Annotated in this window: 16 protein-coding genes; 14 read left to right on the forward strand and 2 right to left on the reverse strand. The window is 60.6% G+C overall.

What is annotated here, in order from left to right; genetic code table 11:
- Window positions 1-6: 6 nt before the first annotated feature.
- A complete protein-coding gene (locus tag AB8B29_RS23460) occupies window positions 7-1257 on the reverse strand; it encodes a sarcosine oxidase subunit beta family protein (protein ID WP_047640665.1) in 1251 nt (416 codons plus the stop codon).
- A gap of 88 nt (window positions 1258-1345) precedes the next feature.
- On the opposite strand from AB8B29_RS23460, the gene AB8B29_RS23465 reads away from it, so the two are divergent.
- The 14 genes from AB8B29_RS23465 to AB8B29_RS23530 all read left to right on the forward strand — a co-directional run bounded on the left by AB8B29_RS23465 (window position 1346) and on the right by AB8B29_RS23530 (window position 15420).
- Complete coding sequence (locus AB8B29_RS23465) at window positions 1346-2305, forward strand: GlxA family transcriptional regulator (protein WP_047640664.1); 960 nt, start codon at window positions 1346-1348, stop codon at window positions 2303-2305.
- A 76-nt stretch (window positions 2306-2381) separates the two neighbouring features.
- Window positions 2382-3065 carry a helix-turn-helix domain-containing protein gene (locus tag AB8B29_RS23470; protein WP_037197542.1) on the forward strand — a complete coding sequence of 228 codons (684 nt, stop codon included), beginning with the start codon at window positions 2382-2384 and terminating at the stop codon, window positions 3063-3065.
- A gap of 91 nt (window positions 3066-3156) precedes the next feature.
- On the forward strand, window positions 3157-4065 hold the full coding sequence (locus AB8B29_RS23475) for a class II glutamine amidotransferase (RefSeq protein WP_047560266.1): 909 nt from the start codon (window positions 3157-3159) through the stop codon (window positions 4063-4065).
- 32 nt (window positions 4066-4097) lie between these two features.
- Window positions 4098-4784, forward strand: coding sequence for a GXGXG domain-containing protein (locus tag AB8B29_RS23480; RefSeq protein WP_037197544.1), 687 nt, complete (start codon window positions 4098-4100; stop codon window positions 4782-4784).
- 15 nt (window positions 4785-4799) lie between these two features.
- A complete protein-coding gene (locus tag AB8B29_RS23485) occupies window positions 4800-6128 on the forward strand; it encodes an FMN-binding glutamate synthase family protein (protein ID WP_037197545.1) in 1329 nt (442 codons plus the stop codon).
- Between the two features lie 78 nt (window positions 6129-6206).
- Window positions 6207-7514, forward strand: a complete 1308-nt coding sequence (gene glnT, locus AB8B29_RS23490) for a type III glutamate--ammonia ligase (protein ID WP_113102291.1) — start codon at window positions 6207-6209, stop codon at window positions 7512-7514.
- A gap of 98 nt (window positions 7515-7612) precedes the next feature.
- Window positions 7613-8497, forward strand: a complete 885-nt coding sequence (purU, locus tag AB8B29_RS23495) for a formyltetrahydrofolate deformylase (protein ID WP_092575736.1) — start codon at window positions 7613-7615, stop codon at window positions 8495-8497.
- Window positions 8498-8506: 9 nt separating this feature from the next.
- The gene (gene folD, locus AB8B29_RS23500) at window positions 8507-9406 is read left to right on the forward strand and encodes a bifunctional methylenetetrahydrofolate dehydrogenase/methenyltetrahydrofolate cyclohydrolase FolD (RefSeq protein ID WP_113119532.1); all 900 of its coding nucleotides are present in this window, start codon (window positions 8507-8509) and stop codon (window positions 9404-9406) included.
- A 112-nt stretch (window positions 9407-9518) separates the two neighbouring features.
- Window positions 9519-10652 carry an aminomethyltransferase family protein gene (locus tag AB8B29_RS23505; protein ID WP_113102436.1) on the forward strand — a complete coding sequence of 378 codons (1134 nt, stop codon included), beginning with the start codon at window positions 9519-9521 and terminating at the stop codon, window positions 10650-10652.
- Between the two features lie 9 nt (window positions 10653-10661).
- Entirely contained in the window at window positions 10662-11267 is a 606-nt protein-coding gene (locus tag AB8B29_RS23510) for a dimethylamine monooxygenase subunit DmmA family protein (RefSeq protein WP_439006724.1), read from the forward strand.
- Window positions 11264-12229 carry a PDR/VanB family oxidoreductase gene (locus tag AB8B29_RS23515; protein WP_047561553.1) on the forward strand — a complete coding sequence of 322 codons (966 nt, stop codon included), beginning with the start codon at window positions 11264-11266 and terminating at the stop codon, window positions 12227-12229. The genes AB8B29_RS23510 and AB8B29_RS23515 overlap by 4 nt, the downstream gene beginning before the upstream one ends.
- A 29-nt stretch (window positions 12230-12258) precedes the next feature.
- Entirely contained in the window at window positions 12259-13299 is a 1041-nt protein-coding gene (locus AB8B29_RS23520) for a heme-dependent oxidative N-demethylase family protein (RefSeq protein WP_037200185.1), read from the forward strand.
- A 67-nt stretch (window positions 13300-13366) separates the two neighbouring features.
- Window positions 13367-14704, forward strand: a complete 1338-nt coding sequence (locus AB8B29_RS23525) for an NAD(P)-binding domain-containing protein (protein WP_037200186.1) — start codon at window positions 13367-13369, stop codon at window positions 14702-14704.
- Window positions 14705-14820: 116 nt separating this feature from the next.
- Window positions 14821-15420: a methyl-accepting chemotaxis protein gene (locus AB8B29_RS23530; RefSeq protein ID WP_037200188.1), complete on the forward strand. Its 600-nt coding sequence runs from the start codon at window positions 14821-14823 to the stop codon at window positions 15418-15420.
- Window positions 15421-15427: 7 nt separating this feature from the next.
- On the opposite strand, the gene AB8B29_RS23535 is transcribed toward AB8B29_RS23530, so the two are convergent.
- A complete protein-coding gene (locus AB8B29_RS23535) occupies window positions 15428-17797 on the reverse strand; it encodes a DUF1989 domain-containing protein (RefSeq protein WP_113102434.1) in 2370 nt (789 codons plus the stop codon).
- Window positions 17798-18036 lie beyond the last annotated feature (239 nt).

Below are 18036 nucleotides of genomic sequence, written 5' to 3' on the forward strand. Positions count from 1 at the left end.
ATGTCCTCAATGCAAGTTGGGCTGGGCGCCAACGCCCTTTTCATCGAGCTGATAGCCGCGCCGGAAGCGGTCGAGCCGCAGTTCCCGCGCCGTTTCATGCGGCTCGTTGCGGGCGATCAGATGGGCGTAGCAGTAGCCGGAGGCCGGTGTGGCCTTGAAGCCGCCATAGCACCAGCCGGCGTTCAGATAGAGATTGTCGATATGAGTGCGGTCGATGATCGGCGAGCCGTCCATGCTCATGTCCATGACGCCGCCCCATGTGCGCAGGTAGCGCACGCGCGTCAGCGACGGTATCAAAGCGACGCCGGCCTCCGCGACATGCTCGACAGTCGCGAGATTGCCGCGCTGCGCATAGGAATTGTAACCGTCGATATCGCCGCCGAAGACGAGGCCGCCCTTGTCCGACTGCGATACGTAGAAATGCCCGGCACCGAAGGTGACGACCGCGTCGATGAACGGCTTCAAGCCTTCGGAGACGAAAGCCTGAAGCACATGGCTTTCGATGGGCAGGCGCAGGCCGGCCATGTCGGCGACGACAGTGGAGTTGCCGGCCGCCGCCAGCGCCAGCTTGCCGCAGCCGATGAAGCCCTTGGTGGTTTCGACGCCGGTGACGCGGCCATTCTCGCTGCGGATGCCGGTTACCTCGCAGCCGGTGATGACGTCGACTCCGCGGCTATCGGCGCCGCGAGCATAACCCCAGGCAACCGCATCGTGGCGCACCGTACCGCCGCGTGGTTGCAGCAGGCCGCCCATGATCGGAAAGCGGGCATTGTCGAAATCGAGGAACGGCAACTTCTTGCGCACGGCCTCCCGATCGAGGAATTCGGCATCGACGCCATGCAGGCGCATGGCGTTGCCGCGCCGCGTATAGGCATCCCGCTGCGCGTCGGAATGAAAGAGATTGAGCACACCGCGCTGCGAAACCATCGCGTTGAAATTGAAATCCTGCTCCAGCCCTTCCCAGAGCTTCATCGACAGCTCGTAGAAGGGGTTGTTGCCGGGCAGCAGGTAGTTGGACCGGATGATCGTCGTGTTGCGGCCGATATTGCCGGAGCCGAGATAGCCCTTTTCCAGCACGGCGACATTGGTGATGCCAAAGGTCTTGGCAAGGTAATAGGCCGTCGCCAGCCCATGGCCGCCACCACCGACGATGATGACGTCATAATGCGGCTTGGGTTCGGGCTGACGCCAGGCTGGAGTCCAGCCGGCATTGCCGCGAAGACCGTTGAGGAAAATGGAGAGAGCGGAATAGCGCATGGATGGATCCAAGTGGAATTGCGCTCATGATGACAGAGCGGGAAATGGTGACTTGCCCATTCGGGACATATTTCGATAGGAATAGGACATGTCTTCGATCGACGCAAAAAACGTCCAGCATATCGGCTTCATCCTGATCCCGGGATTCGCGCTGATGTCCTATGCCTCGGCGAGCGAGCCGCTGCGCGCCGCCAATCTGCTGGCCGGACGCGAGATCTATCGGCTGTCGGCATTCTCACCCGATGGCGCACCTGCGTTGTCGTCGGCCGGTGTGCCCGTCCCAGCCGCACCGCTTCCGGGCCGTGGCTCCGGGCTTGGGACAGTCTTTGTCTGCGCGGGTGGATCGCCGCGAGATTGGCATTATCCAACGGTTTTGGCCTGTCTAAGGCAATTGGCGCGCGAAGGAGTGCGTATCGGCGGCATATCCGGCGGTCCCTATTTGCTCGCCGCAGCCGGGCTTTTGGCGGACCGCGACTTCACCATCCATTGGGAGCATGCGCCGGCGCTGCTCGAGTCTTTTCCGACGCTGTCGCCGCGCCAGGCCCGCTTCGTCGTCGACGGCAACCGCATTACCTGCGGCGGTGGCGTCGCGCCGCTCGATATGATGCATGTGCTGATCTCCGAGCGCATGGGACCGGACTTCGCCCGCCGTGTGAGCGACTGGTATCTCCACACGGAAGTCGGCGAACCAACAGCGCCGCAACGCGGTTCACTCGCCGAGCGTTACAGTGTCCACCATCCCGGTCTTCTAAGCGTGCTGGAGAAGATGGAGGAGACGATCGAGATGCCGTTGGATCGCGCAGCCATGGCGCGGATCGCCGGCGTGACGCCGCGCCATCTCGATCGGCTTTTTGCCGCGCATCTCGCCTCGACATTCCTCGATCAATATCGCCGTATCAGGCTCCAGCATGCCCGGCGGCTGCTCGAGCAAAGCCCCTTGTCCATTTCCGAAATCGCTGTTGCCACCGGCTTTTCCAGCGGCGCTCATTTCTCCCGAGCCTATCGCAACCTTTACGATATGGCCCCAAGCGAAACGCGCCGGTCGTAGTTTTCGTCGTAGTTGAGAAAATTTCACTGGGAAGATAGAGTTGATGCAGCAGGGCAAGACCGGAAAAGGATCGTGAATGAAGACCAAGCCGAACAAGACGTCGAGCGAGGACCATCCGCATGGCACGCGACCAGCGTTCGTGCAGGATCCGCATGCGGTTCGCGAGCCGAAGGTCAACAATCTCGAAATGGCGATCGGCCACGAGGTGCGCGCCTATCGTAAGAAGCTCGGCATCACGGTGACGGACCTGGCCGCGGCCACCGGTATTTCGCTCGGCATGCTCTCGAAGATCGAAAACGGCAACATCTCGCCATCGCTGACGACACTGCAATCGCTCTCCCGAGCGCTTGGCGTGCCGCTGACGGCCTTCTTCCGCCGCTACGAGGAGCCGCGCAATGCGGTCTTCGTCAAGGCGGGGCAGGGCATAGAGCTTGAACGACGCGGCACGCGCGCCGGCCATCAATATAATCTGCTCGGCCATATCGACAACAATTCCAGCGGCGTCATCGTCGAGCCCTATCTCATCACGCTGACGGCCGATTCCGATGTCTTCCCGACCTTCCAGCACGAGGGCATGGAGTTCCTCTATATGCTCGAAGGCGAGGTGATCTATCGCCATGGCGACCAACTCTTCCCGATGCAGCCCGGCGATAGCCTGTTCTTTGACGCCGACGCGCCGCACGGCCCGGAAGTCCTGGTGAAACTGCCGAGCAAATACCTGTCGATCATCAGCTATCCACAGCGCGGCAAGACCGAATAACTTGCCTTAAAAGAAAAAAATATTCTTTTGGGTTGAAATCTGAAAACAGACCTGATAGCCATTTTGCAGACGCGAAATGGAGGGTCTGATCATGTGCGGAATTGTGGGTCTCTTCCTGAAAGACAAAAGCCTCGAGCCGGAGCTCGGCTCGCTTCTTTCGTCCATGCTTGTCACGATGACCGATCGCGGGCCGGATAGCGCCGGCATCGCGATTTACGGCGGCGCCAACGGCAACAAGGCGAAGATTACGATCCAATCGGCCAGCCCGGCAAAGGACTTCGACGGCCTCGAGCATGATCTGAGGCGCGCGCTGGATGCGCCGGTGTCGGTCGAGGTCAAAAGCACTCATGCTGTCATCACGCTCGCGAAGGATAAGCTCGACGAGGGCCGGGCGGCGCTCGCGACGCTGCGGCCGGATGTCCGGGTGATGAGCAGTGGCGATGCCATCGAGATCTACAAGGAGACGGGCCTGCCGAAGGACGTCATCTCCCGTTTCGGCGTCTCCTCCATGTCCGGAACGCATGGCATCGGCCATACCCGTATGGCGACGGAATCGGCGGTTACGACGCTGGGCGCCCATCCGTTCTCGACCGGCTCCGATCAATGCCTGGTCCACAACGGGTCGCTGTCGAACCACAACAACCTGCGCCGCGAACTCGTGCGTGAGGGCATGACCTTCGAGACGCAGAACGACACCGAAGTCGCCGCCGCTTATCTGACGGCCGAGATGGCCAAGGGCAAGGATCTCGGCGAGGCGCTGACCGGCGCGCTCAGCGATCTCGACGGTTTCTTCACCTTCGTCGTCGGCACAAAGTCCGGCTTCGGCGTCGTTCGCGATCCCATCGCCTGCAAGCCGGCAGTCATGGCCGAAACCGATCGGTATGTTGCTTTCGGCTCCGAATATCGTGCGCTCGTAAACCTGCCTGGCATCGAGGATGCCCGCATCTGGGAACCCGAACCGGCCACCGTCTATTTCTGGGATCACGAAAAGGCCGCCTAATCCAGTCTTGGCGCAATCGAGAGAGTTCTTTCATGCCAGTTTTCGATCTATCCGTTACCTCGCTGCGCGAATTTAACAGCATGCTTCACAGCCTTGCAGCCGGTGCCAATGATACTGCCTTCGAAGTCGTCAATCCGCGTGGCCATCACGCGGTGGCCGTCGGCATCGATGCTCCCGTCACCGTCGATATCAAGGGCTCCGTCGGCTATTATTGCGCCGGCATGAACGATGGCGGCAACGTCACGGTGCATGGCTCCGCCGGACCGGGTGTCGCTGAGAACATGATGTCGGGCACCGTTGTCATCGAAGGCGATGCGAGCCAATATGCAGGGGCGACCGGCCAGGGAGGCCTCCTGGTCATCAAGGGCAACGCGGCGTCGCGTTGCGGCATCTCGATGAAGGGCATCGATATCGTCGTGCACGGCAATATCGGCCATATGTCCGCCTTCATGGGTCAATCAGGCCATCTGGTCGTGCTTGGCGATGCGGGCGATGCGTTGGGCGACAGCCTCTATGAGGCAAAACTTTTCGTTCGCGGCTCGGTCAAGAGCCTCGGCTCGGACTGCATCGAAAAGGAAATGCGCCAGGAGCATCTCGAGAAGCTTGCCGAGCTTCTCGACAAGGCAGGCGTCAGCGGTGTCAGGCCGGAAGAGTTCAAGCGTTACGGATCGGCGCGCAAACTCTATAATTTCAACATCGACAATGCCGACGCGTATTGAGGCGAAAGAGACATCATGAGCTATCACAATCCTTTTACGCCGCCACGCAAATCAGCAACCTTCGACGACCATACCCTGGCCGAAATCCGCCGTGCGGCGGCGACCGGCATCTACGACATTCGCGGCGCCGGCACGAAGCGCAAGGTGCCGCATTTCGACGATCTTCTCTTCCTCGGTGCGTCGATCTCCCGCTATCCGCTCGAAGGCTATCGCGAGAAATGCGATACGACAGTCGTTCTCGGCAGCCGCTTTGCCAAGAAGCCCATCACTCTCAAGACCCCGATCACCATTGCAGGCATGAGCTTCGGCGCCTTGTCCGGCAACGCCAAGGAAGCGCTCGGCCGCGGCGCCACGCTCGCGGGCACGTCGACCACGACCGGCGATGGCGGCATGACTGATGAGGAACGCGGCCATTCGCAAACCCTCGTCTATCAATATCTCCCTTCGCGCTACGGCATGAATCCGAAGGATTTGCGCCGCGCCGATGCGATCGAAGTGGTGGTTGGCCAGGGCGCAAAGCCCGGCGGCGGCGGCATGCTGCTCGGCCAGAAGATTTCGGACCGCGTCGCTCACATGCGCAATCTGCCGAAAGGCATCGACCAGCGCTCGGCCTGCCGTCATCCGGACTGGACCGGTCCTGACGATCTTGAAATCAAGCTCATGGAGCTGCGCGAGATCACCGACTGGGAAAAGCCGATCTATGTGAAGGTTGGTGGTGCGCGTCCCTATTACGATACGGCTTTGGCCGTGAAGGCCGGCGCCGACGTCGTCGTCCTTGACGGCATGCAGGGCGGCACGGCCGCGACCCAGGACGTCTTCATCGAAAATGTCGGCATGCCCACACTTGCCTGCATTCGCCCGGCCGTCCAGGCGCTGCAGGATCTTGGCATGCACCGCAAGGTGCAACTGATCATCTCCGGCGGCATTCGCTCCGGCGCTGACGTCGCGAAAGCACTGGCGCTTGGCGCCGATGCGGTTGCCATCGGTACGGCAGCGCTGGTTGCGCTCGGCGATAACGATCCGCGCTGGGAGGAAGAATATCAGAAGCTCGGCACGACTGCCGGTGCCTATGACGACTGGCATGAAGGCAAGGATCCGGCCGGCATTACTACGCAGGATCCGGAGCTCGCCGCGCGGCTCGACCCGGTCGCGGCGGGCCGTCGTCTTGCCAATTATCTCAAGGTCATGACGCTCGAAGCGCAGACGATCGCGCGCGCCTGCGGCAAGAACCATCTGCATAATCTGGAACCGGAAGATCTGTGCGCGTTGACGATGGAAGCGGCCGCCATGGCGCAGATTCCACTTGCCGGCACGAATTGGTATCCGGGCAAGGGAGGCTATTGAATTTCCGACCGGGCCGAAGAGCCCGGCGGCTTCACGCATAAACCGAAGTGTCTCTGAGAAATCCAAAGGGGAACGAGAATGACACTGGACCTTGCTGCTTTTGCGAAAGACAAAGGCATCAAATATTTCATGATCAGCTATACCGATCTTTTTTCCGGCCAACGCGCCAAGCTGGTGCCGGCGCAGGCGATTGCCGGCATGCAGGAAGAGGGCGCTGGTTTTGCCGGCTTCGCCACCTGGCTCGATATGACGCCTGCCCATCCCGATCTTTTCGCCGTGCCGGACGCGTCCTCCGTTATCCAGCTCCCATGGAAGAAGGATGTTGCCTGGGTCGCGGCCGATTGCATGATGGAAGGCGAGTTGGTCGCCCAGGCGCCGCGCAACGTGCTGAAGAAGCTCGTCAAGCAGGCTGAAGCCGAAGGCAAGCGGGTCAAGACCGGTGTCGAAGCCGAATTCTTCCTGATCACCGCCGATGGCTCGAAGATTTCGGATGAATACGACACCGCCGAAAAGCCCTGCTACGACCAGCAGGCCGTCATGCGCCGTTACGACGTCATCGCCGAGATCTGCGACTACATGCTGGAACTCGGCTGGGGTGCTTATCAAAACGACCACGAGGACGCCAACGGCCAGTTCGAGATGAACTGGGAGTTCGACGATGCCTTGAAGACCGCCGACAAGCACTCCTTCTTCAAGTTCATGGTCAAGTCGGTCGCCGAGAAGCACGGACTGCGCGCCACCTTCATGCCGAAGCCCTTCAGGGGTCTCACAGGCAATGGCTGCCACTGCCATGTTTCCGTGTGGAGCAATGACGGCAAGACCAACGTCTTCGCCGACAGGGAAGCGGAATTCGGTCTTTCGACCGAAGGCAGGCACTTCCTCGGCGGCATCATGAAGCATGCCTCGTCGCTGGCGGCCATCACCAATCCGACAGTCAATTCCTACAAGCGCATCAACGCGCCGCGCACGACATCGGGCGCTACATGGTCGCCGAATACGGTGACCTGGACCGGCAACAACCGCACTCACATGGTGCGTGTGCCCGGTCCTGGCCGTTTCGAACTGCGCCTGCCCGATGGGGCGGTCAATCCCTATCTGCTCCAGGCGATCATCATCGCGGCCGGCCTCGACGGTTTGCGCAACAAGGCCGATCCCGGCCCGCATCACAATATCGACATGTATGCGGAGGGTCACCTGGTGAAGGATGCGCCGCGCCTGCCGCTCAATCTGCTCGATGCGCTGCGGGCCTATGATGAGGACGAGGGCCTGAAGGAGGCGATCGGCTCCGAATTCTCAGCCGCCTATCTGAAGCTCAAGCATCAGGAATGGAACGCCTACTGCTCGCATTTCACGCAGTGGGAGCGTGACAGCACGCTCGATATCTGAGCGCGGAGCGGACGATTGCCCGAATAAGCGCATGCGCTGGAGTATCAAGCTCCGGCGCGGGCGCGGATTTTTGGCCGGGACGGCGGAGGAAGATCACCATGAAGAACTATGTACTGACTGTATCGTGCCAGTCGACGCGCGGGATCGTTGCGGCGATAGCCAATTATCTGGCCGACCAGGGCTGTAACATCGTCGATTCCAGCCAGTTCGACGATCTCGACACCGGCAAGTTCTTCATGCGCGTCTCCTTCATCTCCGAGCAAGGGGTCGGCCTGGAGGCGCTGGTCGAGGGCTTCAAGCCGGTCGCTGCCAAGTTCGAGATGGAGGCCGAGATCCATGATGGCAAGAAGCGCATGAAGGTGCTCTTGATGGTCTCGCGCTTCGGCCATTGTCTCAACGACCTGCTCTACCGCTGGAAGATCGGCGCGCTGCCGATCGACATCGTCGGCGTCGTCTCCAACCATTTCGACTACCAGAAGGTGGTGGTCAACCACGACATCCCCTTCCATCATATTCCGGTGACGAAGGCCAACAAGCCGCAGGCGGAAGCACGGATCATGGAGGTGGTCGAGCAGACCGGCACCGAACTGATCGTGCTGGCCCGCTACATGCAGATCCTGTCGGATTCCATGTGCCAGAAGATGTCTGGCCGCATCATCAACATCCATCATTCCTTCCTGCCGTCCTTCAAGGGGGCGAACCCCTATAAGCAGGCCTATGAGCGCGGCGTGAAGCTGATCGGGGCGACGGCGCATTATGTCACCGCCGATCTCGACGAAGGCCCGATCATCGAGCAGGACACGGCCCGCATCACGCATGCGCAGTCGGCCGACGATTACGTCTCGATCGGCCGCGACGTCGAGAGCCAGGTGCTGGCCCGCGCCATCCATGCGCATATCCACTACCGCACCTTCCTCAACGGCAACCGCACCATCGTCTTCCCGGCAAGCCCGGGAAGCTATGCATCCGAACGGATGGGGTGAGGGATGGCGCTGGCTTCAGTGATCGACGGAAAGATTGCGGCGGCTTCGGTGATCGAGGCGGTGAAGGTTGCCGCCGGCGGGCTTGAGACGGAGACCGGTGTTCGGACCGGGCTTGCCGTCGTCATCGTCGGCGACGATCCGGCCAGCCACGCCTATGTGAACTCTAAGAGCAAGATGGCCAAGGAATGTGGCTTCAAGTCCATCCAGCACACGCTGCCGGCGGAAACGACGCAGAAAGAACTCGCTGGTTTGGTACAGTCCCTGAACGAGGATCCGTCCATTCACGGCATTCTGGTGCAGCTGCCGCTGCCGAAGCATCTGGATTCCGATGCGATCATCCAGGCGATCCGGCCGGACAAGGATGTCGATGGGTTGCATGTGGTCAATGCCGGCAAGCTTGCGACCGGCGATCTCTCAACCGGGCTGATCTCCTGCACGCCGGCCGGCGCCATGCTGTTGGTGCGGCGCATTCATGGCGAGGACCTGTCGGGGCTGAACGCCGTCGTCATCGGCCGCTCCAACCTGTTCGGCAAGCCGATGGCGCAATTGCTGCTCAATGCCAATGCGACTGTCACGACGGCGCATTCGCGCACCAGGGATCTGGCATCTGTGGCTCGCGGCGCTGATATCCTGGTGGCCGCGGTCGGCCGGCCTGAGATGGTCAAGGCCGATTGGATCAAGCCGGGCGCGACGGTCATCGATGTCGGCATCAACCGCATTGCCGCACCGGAGCGCGGCGAGGGCAAGAGCCGGCTGGTCGGCGATGTCGCCTATACGGAAGCCTCGGATGTCGCCGCTGCGATCACGCCGGTTCCGGGTGGTGTCGGGCCGATGACGATCGCCATGCTGATGGCCAACACCGTCATTGCCGGCCATCGGGCAGCCGGAAAGCAGCCGCCGAAGTTTTGAGGAAAATGCCTTCCGGATGGCGACAAAAAACCACTCGGATCGGCTTGCCAAGACACGAAAGACGATTATAGTCAGGAAATAAATATTCCATAGAAGAAAATGAGGGAACGAAATGGCATTATCATGGCGTTTCTCCGCCTTGGCGGACCGGCACCGTGCTCTCGGATCGAAACTCGAAGACTGGAGCGGCATGGGAACCGCCTGGACCTATGAGAAGGACATGTCGGTCGAGCATGTCGCGATCCGCACCAAGGCCGGCATTATGGATGTTTCCGGCCTCAAGAAGGTGCACCTGGTCGGCCCGCACGCCATCGCCGTGCTCGACTATATCACCACACGCGACATGTCGAAGATCTACCCCGGCCGCTCGGTCTATGCCGCGATGCTGAACGATCGCGGCTATTTCACCGACGACTGCATCGTCTATCGCACCGGACCGAATTCCTGGATGCTGGTGCATGGTTCGGGCTCCGGCCACGAGGAACTCGTCAAGCAGGCAGCGGGCCGCAACTGCGCCCTCCTCTTCGACGACGATCTGCACGACCTCTCGCTGCAGGGTCCGGTTGCCGTCGATTATCTTGCAAAATACGTCCCCGGCATCCGCGACCTCAAATATTTCCATCACATGCAGACGACGCTGTTCGGCGCTCCCGTGATGATCTCGCGCACCGGCTATACCGGCGAGCGCGGCTATGAAATCTTCGTGCGCGGACAGGACGCTCCCATGGTCTGGGACCGCATCGTCGCGGAAGGCGAGGAGATGGGGATCATTCCCTGCTGCTTCAGCGTTCTCGACATGCTGCGCGTCGAAAGCTATCTGCTTTTCTATCCCTATGATAACTCGCAGATGTATCCCTTCGCCGATCAGGCGCCCGGCGACAGTCTCTGGGAACTCGGCCTCGAGTTCACCGTCAGCCCCGGCAAGACCGGCTTCAGGGGTGCCGAGGAACATGCCCGCCTCAAGGGCAAGGAGCGCTTCAAGATCTTCGGCATGCTCATCGATGCCGATGGCCCGGCCGATCTCGGCGACGAGGTCTTTGCCGATGGCAAGAAGGTCGGCGTCATTACCTGCCCGTGCTATTCCGCGCTGACGAAGAAATCCATGGCGATCGCCCGTCTCGACGTCGACAAGGCGGTTCAGGGCACGAAGCTCGAGGTGCGCGGCAAGAGCCTGAAGGCAAGTGCCATCGCTCACACGCTGCCCTTCGACGATCCGGAAAAGAAGAAGAGGACGGCCATCGGTTAGGAGGCGCTCATGCTTGTCGAAGGCATCAAGAGCCGACCGGTCTATAAAGGCCTCACCATCCAGCCGCACGCCCGGCGGCACATCTTCGCGCTGGAAGGCGAGGGGGCAAATGCTCTCCTCGACCAGATGGCCGCGCTTGACGACACGATCCTGTCGCGCAGCGAAATCCTCTATGTCGCGCGCGGCTCGCAGGGCAAGGGCCATGACGAAGCCTTGCGCAAGCTAGGCGCCGACATGTTCTTCAGGGCGCCGACGATCGCAACGCTGCTCTTTCGCCTGAAAGGGTCGCTTTCGACCGCCCATATGGGCACGCGGCTTTATATTGCCGGCACCGAGGGCTTCATCGGCCAGGCGATGATGGTAGCGCTCGACTACGGCATGGACCATGCCTCGATCATCACGGAACATCGCGGCTCGCTGGCGCGTCGCGTGCAATGCGTCCATTGCAAGGGCATCACCGAGGATGTCACGCATAGTCCCTTCACCTGCAGCCATTGCGGGCTTCCGCTTCTGGTGCGTGATCATTATTCGCGCCGTCTCGGCGCCTTCCAGGGCGTCAATATCGATGCGGAAGAGCCCGGCAGTGCGCCCGATCCGGAGGAGTTGTTCCTGTGAGCGGTGGTACAGAAATTCCGGTCCGCGTTGCGAAGGTCACACCGGTCGCCGATCGCATCAAGCGTTTCCGCTTCGAGCGTCTCGACGGCAAGCCGATGCCTTACTTTTCCGGCGGCGCCCATGTGATCGTTTCGATGAACGACGAAGGACATATGCGGCGCAATGCCTATTCGCTGATGTCGCCGCCGCATGATTGTTCGGCCTATGAGATCAGTGTGCTGCGCGTCGAGGATTCGCGCGGTGGTTCCGCCTTTATGCATGAGAAGGTGAGCGAAGGCGACGAGCTCAAGGTCAGCTATCCGGTCAATCTCTTCCAGCCGGATTGGCGTGGCCGCAAGCATCTGCTGATTGCCGGTGGTATCGGCATCACGCCCTTCATTGCGATGATGCAGCAGTTTTCGCGCGAGGGCGCCAATTTCGAACTGCACTATGCCGTGCGCTCGGTGGATCGCGGTGCCTATTGCCGAGAACTTGTCGAACAATATGGCTCGCAGCGGGTGAAGATCTATTGTGACGCCGACGGCAATTTCATCCCCGTCGCCCGTCTCCTCGAAAGCCAGCCGCTCGGCACGCATCTCTATGTCTGTGGTCCCTCGGGCATGATCGACGGCGTGCTGAAAACGGGTCTGGAGGCCGGCTGGCCCGAGCAGAACCTGCATTCCGAACGCTTCCTGTCCTCGCAACCCGGCAAGCCCTTCTCGATCGAGCTGACGCGCTCCGGCAAGACGGTTCATGTCGGCCATCACGAGAGCATGCTGGAGGCGATAGAGGCTGCCGGCGTCGACGCGCCTTTCCTCTGTCGCGGTGGTGCCTGCGGACAATGCGAGACTGGTGTTGCCGTCTGCGATGGCAAGCTTCTGCACCACGACGTCTATCTGACCGACGAAGAAAAGGCGTCCGGCCGGAAGGTGATGATCTGCGTTTCCCGTTTCGAGGGAAGCGCGCTGCATCTCGACCTTTAGGCACCGGACCGATACTCAGGAGAACGGACATGGCAATCGCCTTCAAGCAGGAAACCTTCCGGGACGATTTCAGCTATCGCAACAGTCCGGAAAACATCCGGCGCTTTCCGTTTCCTTTCGACCGTGACGAGTACATGTATTCCGTCAACATGGAACCGCATGTGAAGGGTCAGAAGAACACGATCTACGAAAGCCTGATCGACGTCGACGAGCACTACGTCGCCGAAATGCGCGACCGGGCGCTGGTTCTGAAGGAAGATCCGCTGCGCTATCAGGCGCTGCCGCACATGATGTCGGCGCAGTGGGATACGCTGGAACTGCTGATGGAAGAGCAGGCTGCCGGCTATCCCGAGCACTTTACGCTCACCAAGAATGGCGACCAGTGGCGCTGGATCAACCGGCCGCTCGGCATCGACGACACCTTCACCTTCGGCGATACATCCACGCTGCCCTACGAGCCCTTCGAATACATCACCCGCCAGGCACAGGGCGATTTCTGCATCGTCGACCAGCGGGACGGCAATCTCTGGATGGATGCCGGCATGGTCACGACCCAGGCCGACTGGTCGCTCGACTTCGACATCGGCATGAATTTCATGGAATGGCACGGACCGGTGCCGCTCGCCCACCAGATCGGCGTCTTCGACCGCGCTTTGAAGTTCCTCCTGAACCTGCAGCAGGGCAAGCCGACGCGCCGGTTCAACTGGACGATGACGATCAATCCCCGCCTCGACACCAGTCCCGAGAACTATCCGAAATGGGGACCGGACCGCACAACGGTGACACCGGAGAATGTCGGCGAGAAAGTGCATCTGCGCGTGGAATTGCAGAGCCTCTGGCGCCTGCCGCGTTCGAATGCCATCCTCTTCGTGATCCGCTGCTATCTGATGAACATGGACGAACTCGTGACGGTGCCAAAATGGGCACGCCGCTTCCCGCGCGTGCTGCGAACCTTGCCGCCGGAACTCATCGACTACAAGGGCCTGACACGCTTCCGCGAGACCACCATCGACTGGCTTTCGACCTATGACGACGGGGCGCCGACCAGCCCCGGCATCTTCCCGGATTGATCCCGTCCCAGTGCCAAACGACTGCATACGATAAGAATTTCGATACAATCGAGAAGGGGAATGCTTCATGACAAGAGTTGCCGTTATCGGCGCCGGTCCTTCGGGACTGGCCCAGTTGCGGGCCTTCCAATCGGCAGCGCAGAAAGGCGCCGAGATCCCGGAAGTCGTCTGCTACGAAAAACAGTCCGACTGGGGCGGGCTTTGGAATTACACCTGGCGCACCGGCCTGGACGAATATGGTGAACCCGTCCACGGCAGCATGTATCGATACCTATGGTCGAACGGCCCCAAGGAATGCCTGGAATTCGCCGACTATTCGTTCGAAGAGCATTTCGGCAAGCCCATTGCCTCCTATCCGCCGCGCGCCGTGCTCTGGGACTATATCAAGGGTCGCGTCGAGAAGGCCGATGTGCGCAAATGGGTGCGTTTCAGCACGCCCGTGCGCATGGTGCGTTTCGATGAGGAGACGAAGAAGTTCACGGTGACGGCGCATGACCGTGCCCAGGACCGCATGTATGACGAGGAGTTCGATTACGTCGTGGTCGCGAGCGGCCACTTCTCGACGCCGAACGTCCCCTATTTCGAAGGGGTGAAGACCTTCAACGGCCGCGTGCTGCATGCCCACGACTTCCGCGATGCGCTGGAATTCAAGGGCAAGGACGTGTTGATCGTCGGCCGCAGCTATTCGGCCGAGGATATCGGCTCGCAATGCTGGAAATACGGCGCGAAATCGGTGACGACGAGCTACCGCTCTAAGCCGATGGGCTTCAAATGGCCTGATAATTTCGAGGAGCGGCCGCTGCTGACGCGGCTCGAGAACAAAACTGCCCATTTCCTCGACGGCTCCTCCAAGGAGGTCGATGCGCTGATCCTCTGCACTGGATACCAGCACCACTTCCCCTTCCTGCCGGACGATCTGCGCCTGAAGACGGCCAACCGTCTCTGGGCCGATCATCTCTACAAGGGCGTGATCTTCGACAAGAATCCGCAGCTATTCTACATCGGCATGCAGGACCAGTTCTACACCTTCAACATGTTCGACGTGCAGGCCTGGTGGGCGCGCGACGTCATGATGGGCCGCATCAAGCTGCCGCCGGAAGAAGAACTGCAGGCGAATTTCGACATGTGGCGCGCCCGCGAGGAAACGCTCGAGGATGCCGAGCAGATGATCTGGTACCAGGGCGACTATGTGAAGGAGTTGCTCGCCGAGACCGATTATCCGAGTTTCGATATCGAAGGCACGAACAAGACTTTCATGGAATGGGAGCATCACAAGGCTGAGAACATCATGGGCTTCCGCGACCATGCTTATCGTTCGCTGATGACCGGCAATATGTCGCCCAAGCATCATACACCCTGGGTCGAAGCTCTTGACGACTCGATGGAAGAATATCTGCGCAACTGACGCGCCCGCCATATTCCCGCGTGACCGGCAAGGGAGGCTCAGCGCCGCCCTTGCCGGCGTATTTGAGTTGAGACGAAGCGATTTGATCAGCAACTTTTTCTTCGGGTACGGCCTCCATGGATTTCCAAACTAGCGTTCTTGGCCGCATGAGCGGCTTCCTTTATCGCTGCCGCGCTGACGAGAACTATACGATGCTGGAAATGACCGACGGCGTCGAACGCATCTTCGGTTATCCCGTCGACGAGATTATCGGCAACCGCACGCGAACCTTCACCTCCATCATGTACGAGGAGGATGTTCCACTCATGGACGAGGTTGTCGGCAAGGCGCTGGAAAGCCGCGCCGACTGGACGATGGAGTACCGGATACGCCATCGCGACGGTCATCTCATCTGGGTGACGGAGACCGGCGGCGGCGTATGGGACGAGGCCGGGGAATTGCTCTACTTGGAGGGCAGCATCATCAACATCGAGTCGCTGTATCAGCGTATCGACGAACAGACATCGGGCATGCGGGTTACGGCCTCCAAGACCAACGAAATCCTGCAGTCGTTGCGCTACCTGAAGCTGCTTGCGGTCAATGCCGGCATCGAGGCAGCGAGAGCCGGAACGGCGGGGTCGGGGTTTGCGGTGCTGGCGGCAGAGATGCGCACGCTCGCCAATTCCTCCGAGGAGGCGGCGCGGGCGATCTCGAATGCGCAGAGGAAAGCGGAGTAAAAACGCTTTATGAACGCGGTCGCGTCTTCTGCGGGTCGTAATGCGACAGCGGCACGATCACAGCCGGCAGGCGCTTCTGGTGGCCGTCGAGCTTACCGATCTCGACCTTGGTGCCGACGCCCGCATGCAGGACATCGACGCGAGCAAGCGCGATCGTCTTGCCGAGGATCGGCGAGCGGGTCGCGCTGGTGATCACGCCGACCTGGGCACGGCCGATATGGATGCAGTCTCCATGTCCGACCGCTTCGTTGGCCTCGATGTCGAGACCGACCATCAGATGACGCGGATTTTCCTTTCGCCGTATCAGCGCCTCACGGCCAATGAAATCATCCTGCTTGGACTTCAGCGGCACGGTGAAGCCTATGCCGGCTTCGAAAGGATCGGTCTGGTCGGTGAATTCATGATGGGCGAAGATCAGGCCGGCCTCGATGCGGACCATATCCAGCGCCTCCAGCCCCATGGGCTTCAAGCCGTATGGCTCGCCGGCCTTCCAGACGGCGTCGAAAACGGTGGCCGCATCCTTCGGATGGCAGAAAATCTCATAGCCAAGTTCACCGGTATAGCCGGTGCGCGAGACGACGACCGGCGCGCCTTCGAAGTGACCGATGCGGCCCACAGTGAAACGGAACCATTCAAGTTCGCCGATCGCGGGTTGGCGTGGCGCCGTCCAGATGATCTCCTTCAGGATATCGCGGCTCTTCGGGCCTTGCAGCGCGATATTGTGCATCTGGTCGGTCGACGAGCGGACCCAGGCCTTGAACCCTTTTTTCTCAGCCTGCTCGCGCAACCAGATGCCGCTATAGTCATCGCCGCCGATCCAGCGGAAATTCTTATCGCCGAGACGGAAAAGCGTGCCGTCGTCGATCATGCCGCCATTTTCGTAGCACATGGCGGAGTAGACGACCTGGCCGGTCGATAGCTTGCGGACGTCGCGGGTCAGGCAATATTGCAGCAACTCTTCCGCATCCGGTCCGGTCACCTCGAACTTGCGCAGCGGCGAGAGGTCAATGACAACGGCTCTCTCGCGGCAAGCCCAATATTCCTCGACAGGTCCCTCCGAAGAGAAGCGGTTCGGCAGCCAGAAGCCGCGATACTCGGTGTAATCCCGCGTCAGTGCGGAGAGGCGGGGGTGAAACGCGGTTTCCCGCGTGAGTTCGGCGTCAGCGTCAGGGGTCATGCGATAGGCTACCGCTCGTGTGAATTTTTCTTTGCCGGAAAAGGTGCGGACATGGATATCGGTCGGGTCCCAGCCATTGGCCGCGTCGATATCGTCCGGACAGGAGGAGGAGACGCAGACGAGATCGGTCAGCGCCCGCATCAGTACATAGTCGCCCGGTCGCGACCAGGGTTCGTCGAGATAGAGCTGATTATTGTGGTCGATATTGGTGTTGTAGAAGTAGTTGAGCGCCTCCCAGCCCTTGCGGCCGGCGATGCCGTAAGACGCGAGCACTGCGTTGAAATTGTCGGTGCAGTTCACGTGGCCGGGATAGCCCATATCGTCGTAGTAACGTGAATTGCAGGCGGTGGCGAAGGCATCGTGGCGACCGACCGTATCCTGGACGATTTCTATAAGCGGCTCGAAATCCCGGTCGAAGGCCTTGGAGGGCAGGCCGGGCGTCGGATAGCTGCGGCCGAGCAGGGTGCGCGTGACGGTGGAATCGAGCGCGAGATCCAGCCCCTTATCCACCTTGCGGGCAGCAAACGCCTGAAAGTCGGTGCACTGCCGCCCATAGACGTCGATGATCTGGATGAATTCGCCGGCGCGAACGAAATAGGCGGAGGCTGTGGCCGCCTTGATGCGGATATCCTCGATCGGATCGGCCAGGGGTTCGGGCAGGGCGGAGGCATAGTCGCGGAGGATCGTCGCGCGCCGGATCCTGATCTCCACCGGCGTTGCCGTATCCTGTGCCTCCGGCGACATGGCCGCGCCCGGGGCGCAGGCGATGAGCAGACCTTTCAGAGCGATGGTGAATTCAGCCGTGCTGCCGGGCGGTGAGGTTTCTCCGAAGATGCTGAGAGCGCCGGCCGACGCGAGATCGGCACCGCGGCGCTCGAGCGCCGCGCGCACGCGCGAAGCGCTTGCGTCTTTGGAGGACAGGATAGACTTCAATCCTTCGGCGGCACCGGTGAAGGCGGCACCCAATCCGGCGGACTGGAAGCGGCCCTTCTCATCGAGGAATGACAGCTCGCAGGTCTGGCCGCCTTCGCAGTCGGTCAGCGTGATTCGATCGCCCGCCTCGACACGCACGACGAGTGTGCCGCCGCCCTTACAGCGATAGCGTTCGGTGTCAGACGGCAGCGCCGGAATGCCCGGATAACGGACAATGCTCGCCGAAACGGGCCGTATCCCGGCGATCGGCGGATGGAGTTCTCGCATGTGGCCCTCTCGGGAAAACGAGGTGCGTTACGGCACCGGAATCATGCTGACAAAATGCCATCGGAAAGTAAAGGGATATTGACTAGAAAGAAAATATCTTCACTATGTATAAAGGCTTGGTAATTGGAAATCCGCGCACAGACGCGGCTCGCGAAAACCTCCAGCAAGCCAAAAATGCCATGGGAGGCACGTTCGGGGAGACGTAGGAGAGATACGTCCGGAACAAAGATGGGGAACAT

It is taken from the genome of Rhizobium sp. 11_C7_N12_5, from assembly GCF_051811145.1.
Taxonomy (GTDB): Bacteria; Pseudomonadota; Alphaproteobacteria; order Rhizobiales; family Rhizobiaceae; genus Rhizobium; species Rhizobium lusitanum.

What these genes read in the sequence shown, in the direction of transcription:
- AB8B29_RS23460 (WP_047640665.1), bottom strand. Translation starts at nt 1,257, where the DNA reads ATGCGCTATTCCGCTCTCTCCATTTTCCTCAACGGTCTTCGCGGCAAT.
- AB8B29_RS23465 (WP_047640664.1), top strand. Translation starts at nt 1,346, where the DNA reads ATGTCTTCGATCGACGCAAAAAACGTCCAGCATATCGGCTTCATCCTG.
- AB8B29_RS23470 (WP_037197542.1), top strand. Translation starts at nt 2,382, where the DNA reads ATGAAGACCAAGCCGAACAAGACGTCGAGCGAGGACCATCCGCATGGC.
- AB8B29_RS23475 (WP_047560266.1), top strand. Translation starts at nt 3,157, where the DNA reads ATGTGCGGAATTGTGGGTCTCTTCCTGAAAGACAAAAGCCTCGAGCCG.
- AB8B29_RS23480 (WP_037197544.1), top strand. Translation starts at nt 4,098, where the DNA reads ATGCCAGTTTTCGATCTATCCGTTACCTCGCTGCGCGAATTTAACAGC.
- AB8B29_RS23485 (WP_037197545.1), top strand. Translation starts at nt 4,800, where the DNA reads ATGAGCTATCACAATCCTTTTACGCCGCCACGCAAATCAGCAACCTTC.
- glnT (WP_113102291.1), top strand. Translation starts at nt 6,207, where the DNA reads ATGACACTGGACCTTGCTGCTTTTGCGAAAGACAAAGGCATCAAATAT.
- purU (WP_092575736.1), top strand. Translation starts at nt 7,613, where the DNA reads ATGAAGAACTATGTACTGACTGTATCGTGCCAGTCGACGCGCGGGATC.
- AB8B29_RS23505 (WP_113102436.1), top strand. Translation starts at nt 9,519, where the DNA reads ATGGCATTATCATGGCGTTTCTCCGCCTTGGCGGACCGGCACCGTGCT.
- AB8B29_RS23510 (WP_439006724.1), top strand. Translation starts at nt 10,662, where the DNA reads ATGCTTGTCGAAGGCATCAAGAGCCGACCGGTCTATAAAGGCCTCACC.
- AB8B29_RS23520 (WP_037200185.1), top strand. Translation starts at nt 12,259, where the DNA reads ATGGCAATCGCCTTCAAGCAGGAAACCTTCCGGGACGATTTCAGCTAT.
- AB8B29_RS23525 (WP_037200186.1), top strand. Translation starts at nt 13,367, where the DNA reads ATGACAAGAGTTGCCGTTATCGGCGCCGGTCCTTCGGGACTGGCCCAG.
- AB8B29_RS23530 (WP_037200188.1), top strand. Translation starts at nt 14,821, where the DNA reads ATGGATTTCCAAACTAGCGTTCTTGGCCGCATGAGCGGCTTCCTTTAT.
- AB8B29_RS23535 (WP_113102434.1), bottom strand. Translation starts at nt 17,797, where the DNA reads ATGCGAGAACTCCATCCGCCGATCGCCGGGATACGGCCCGTTTCGGCG.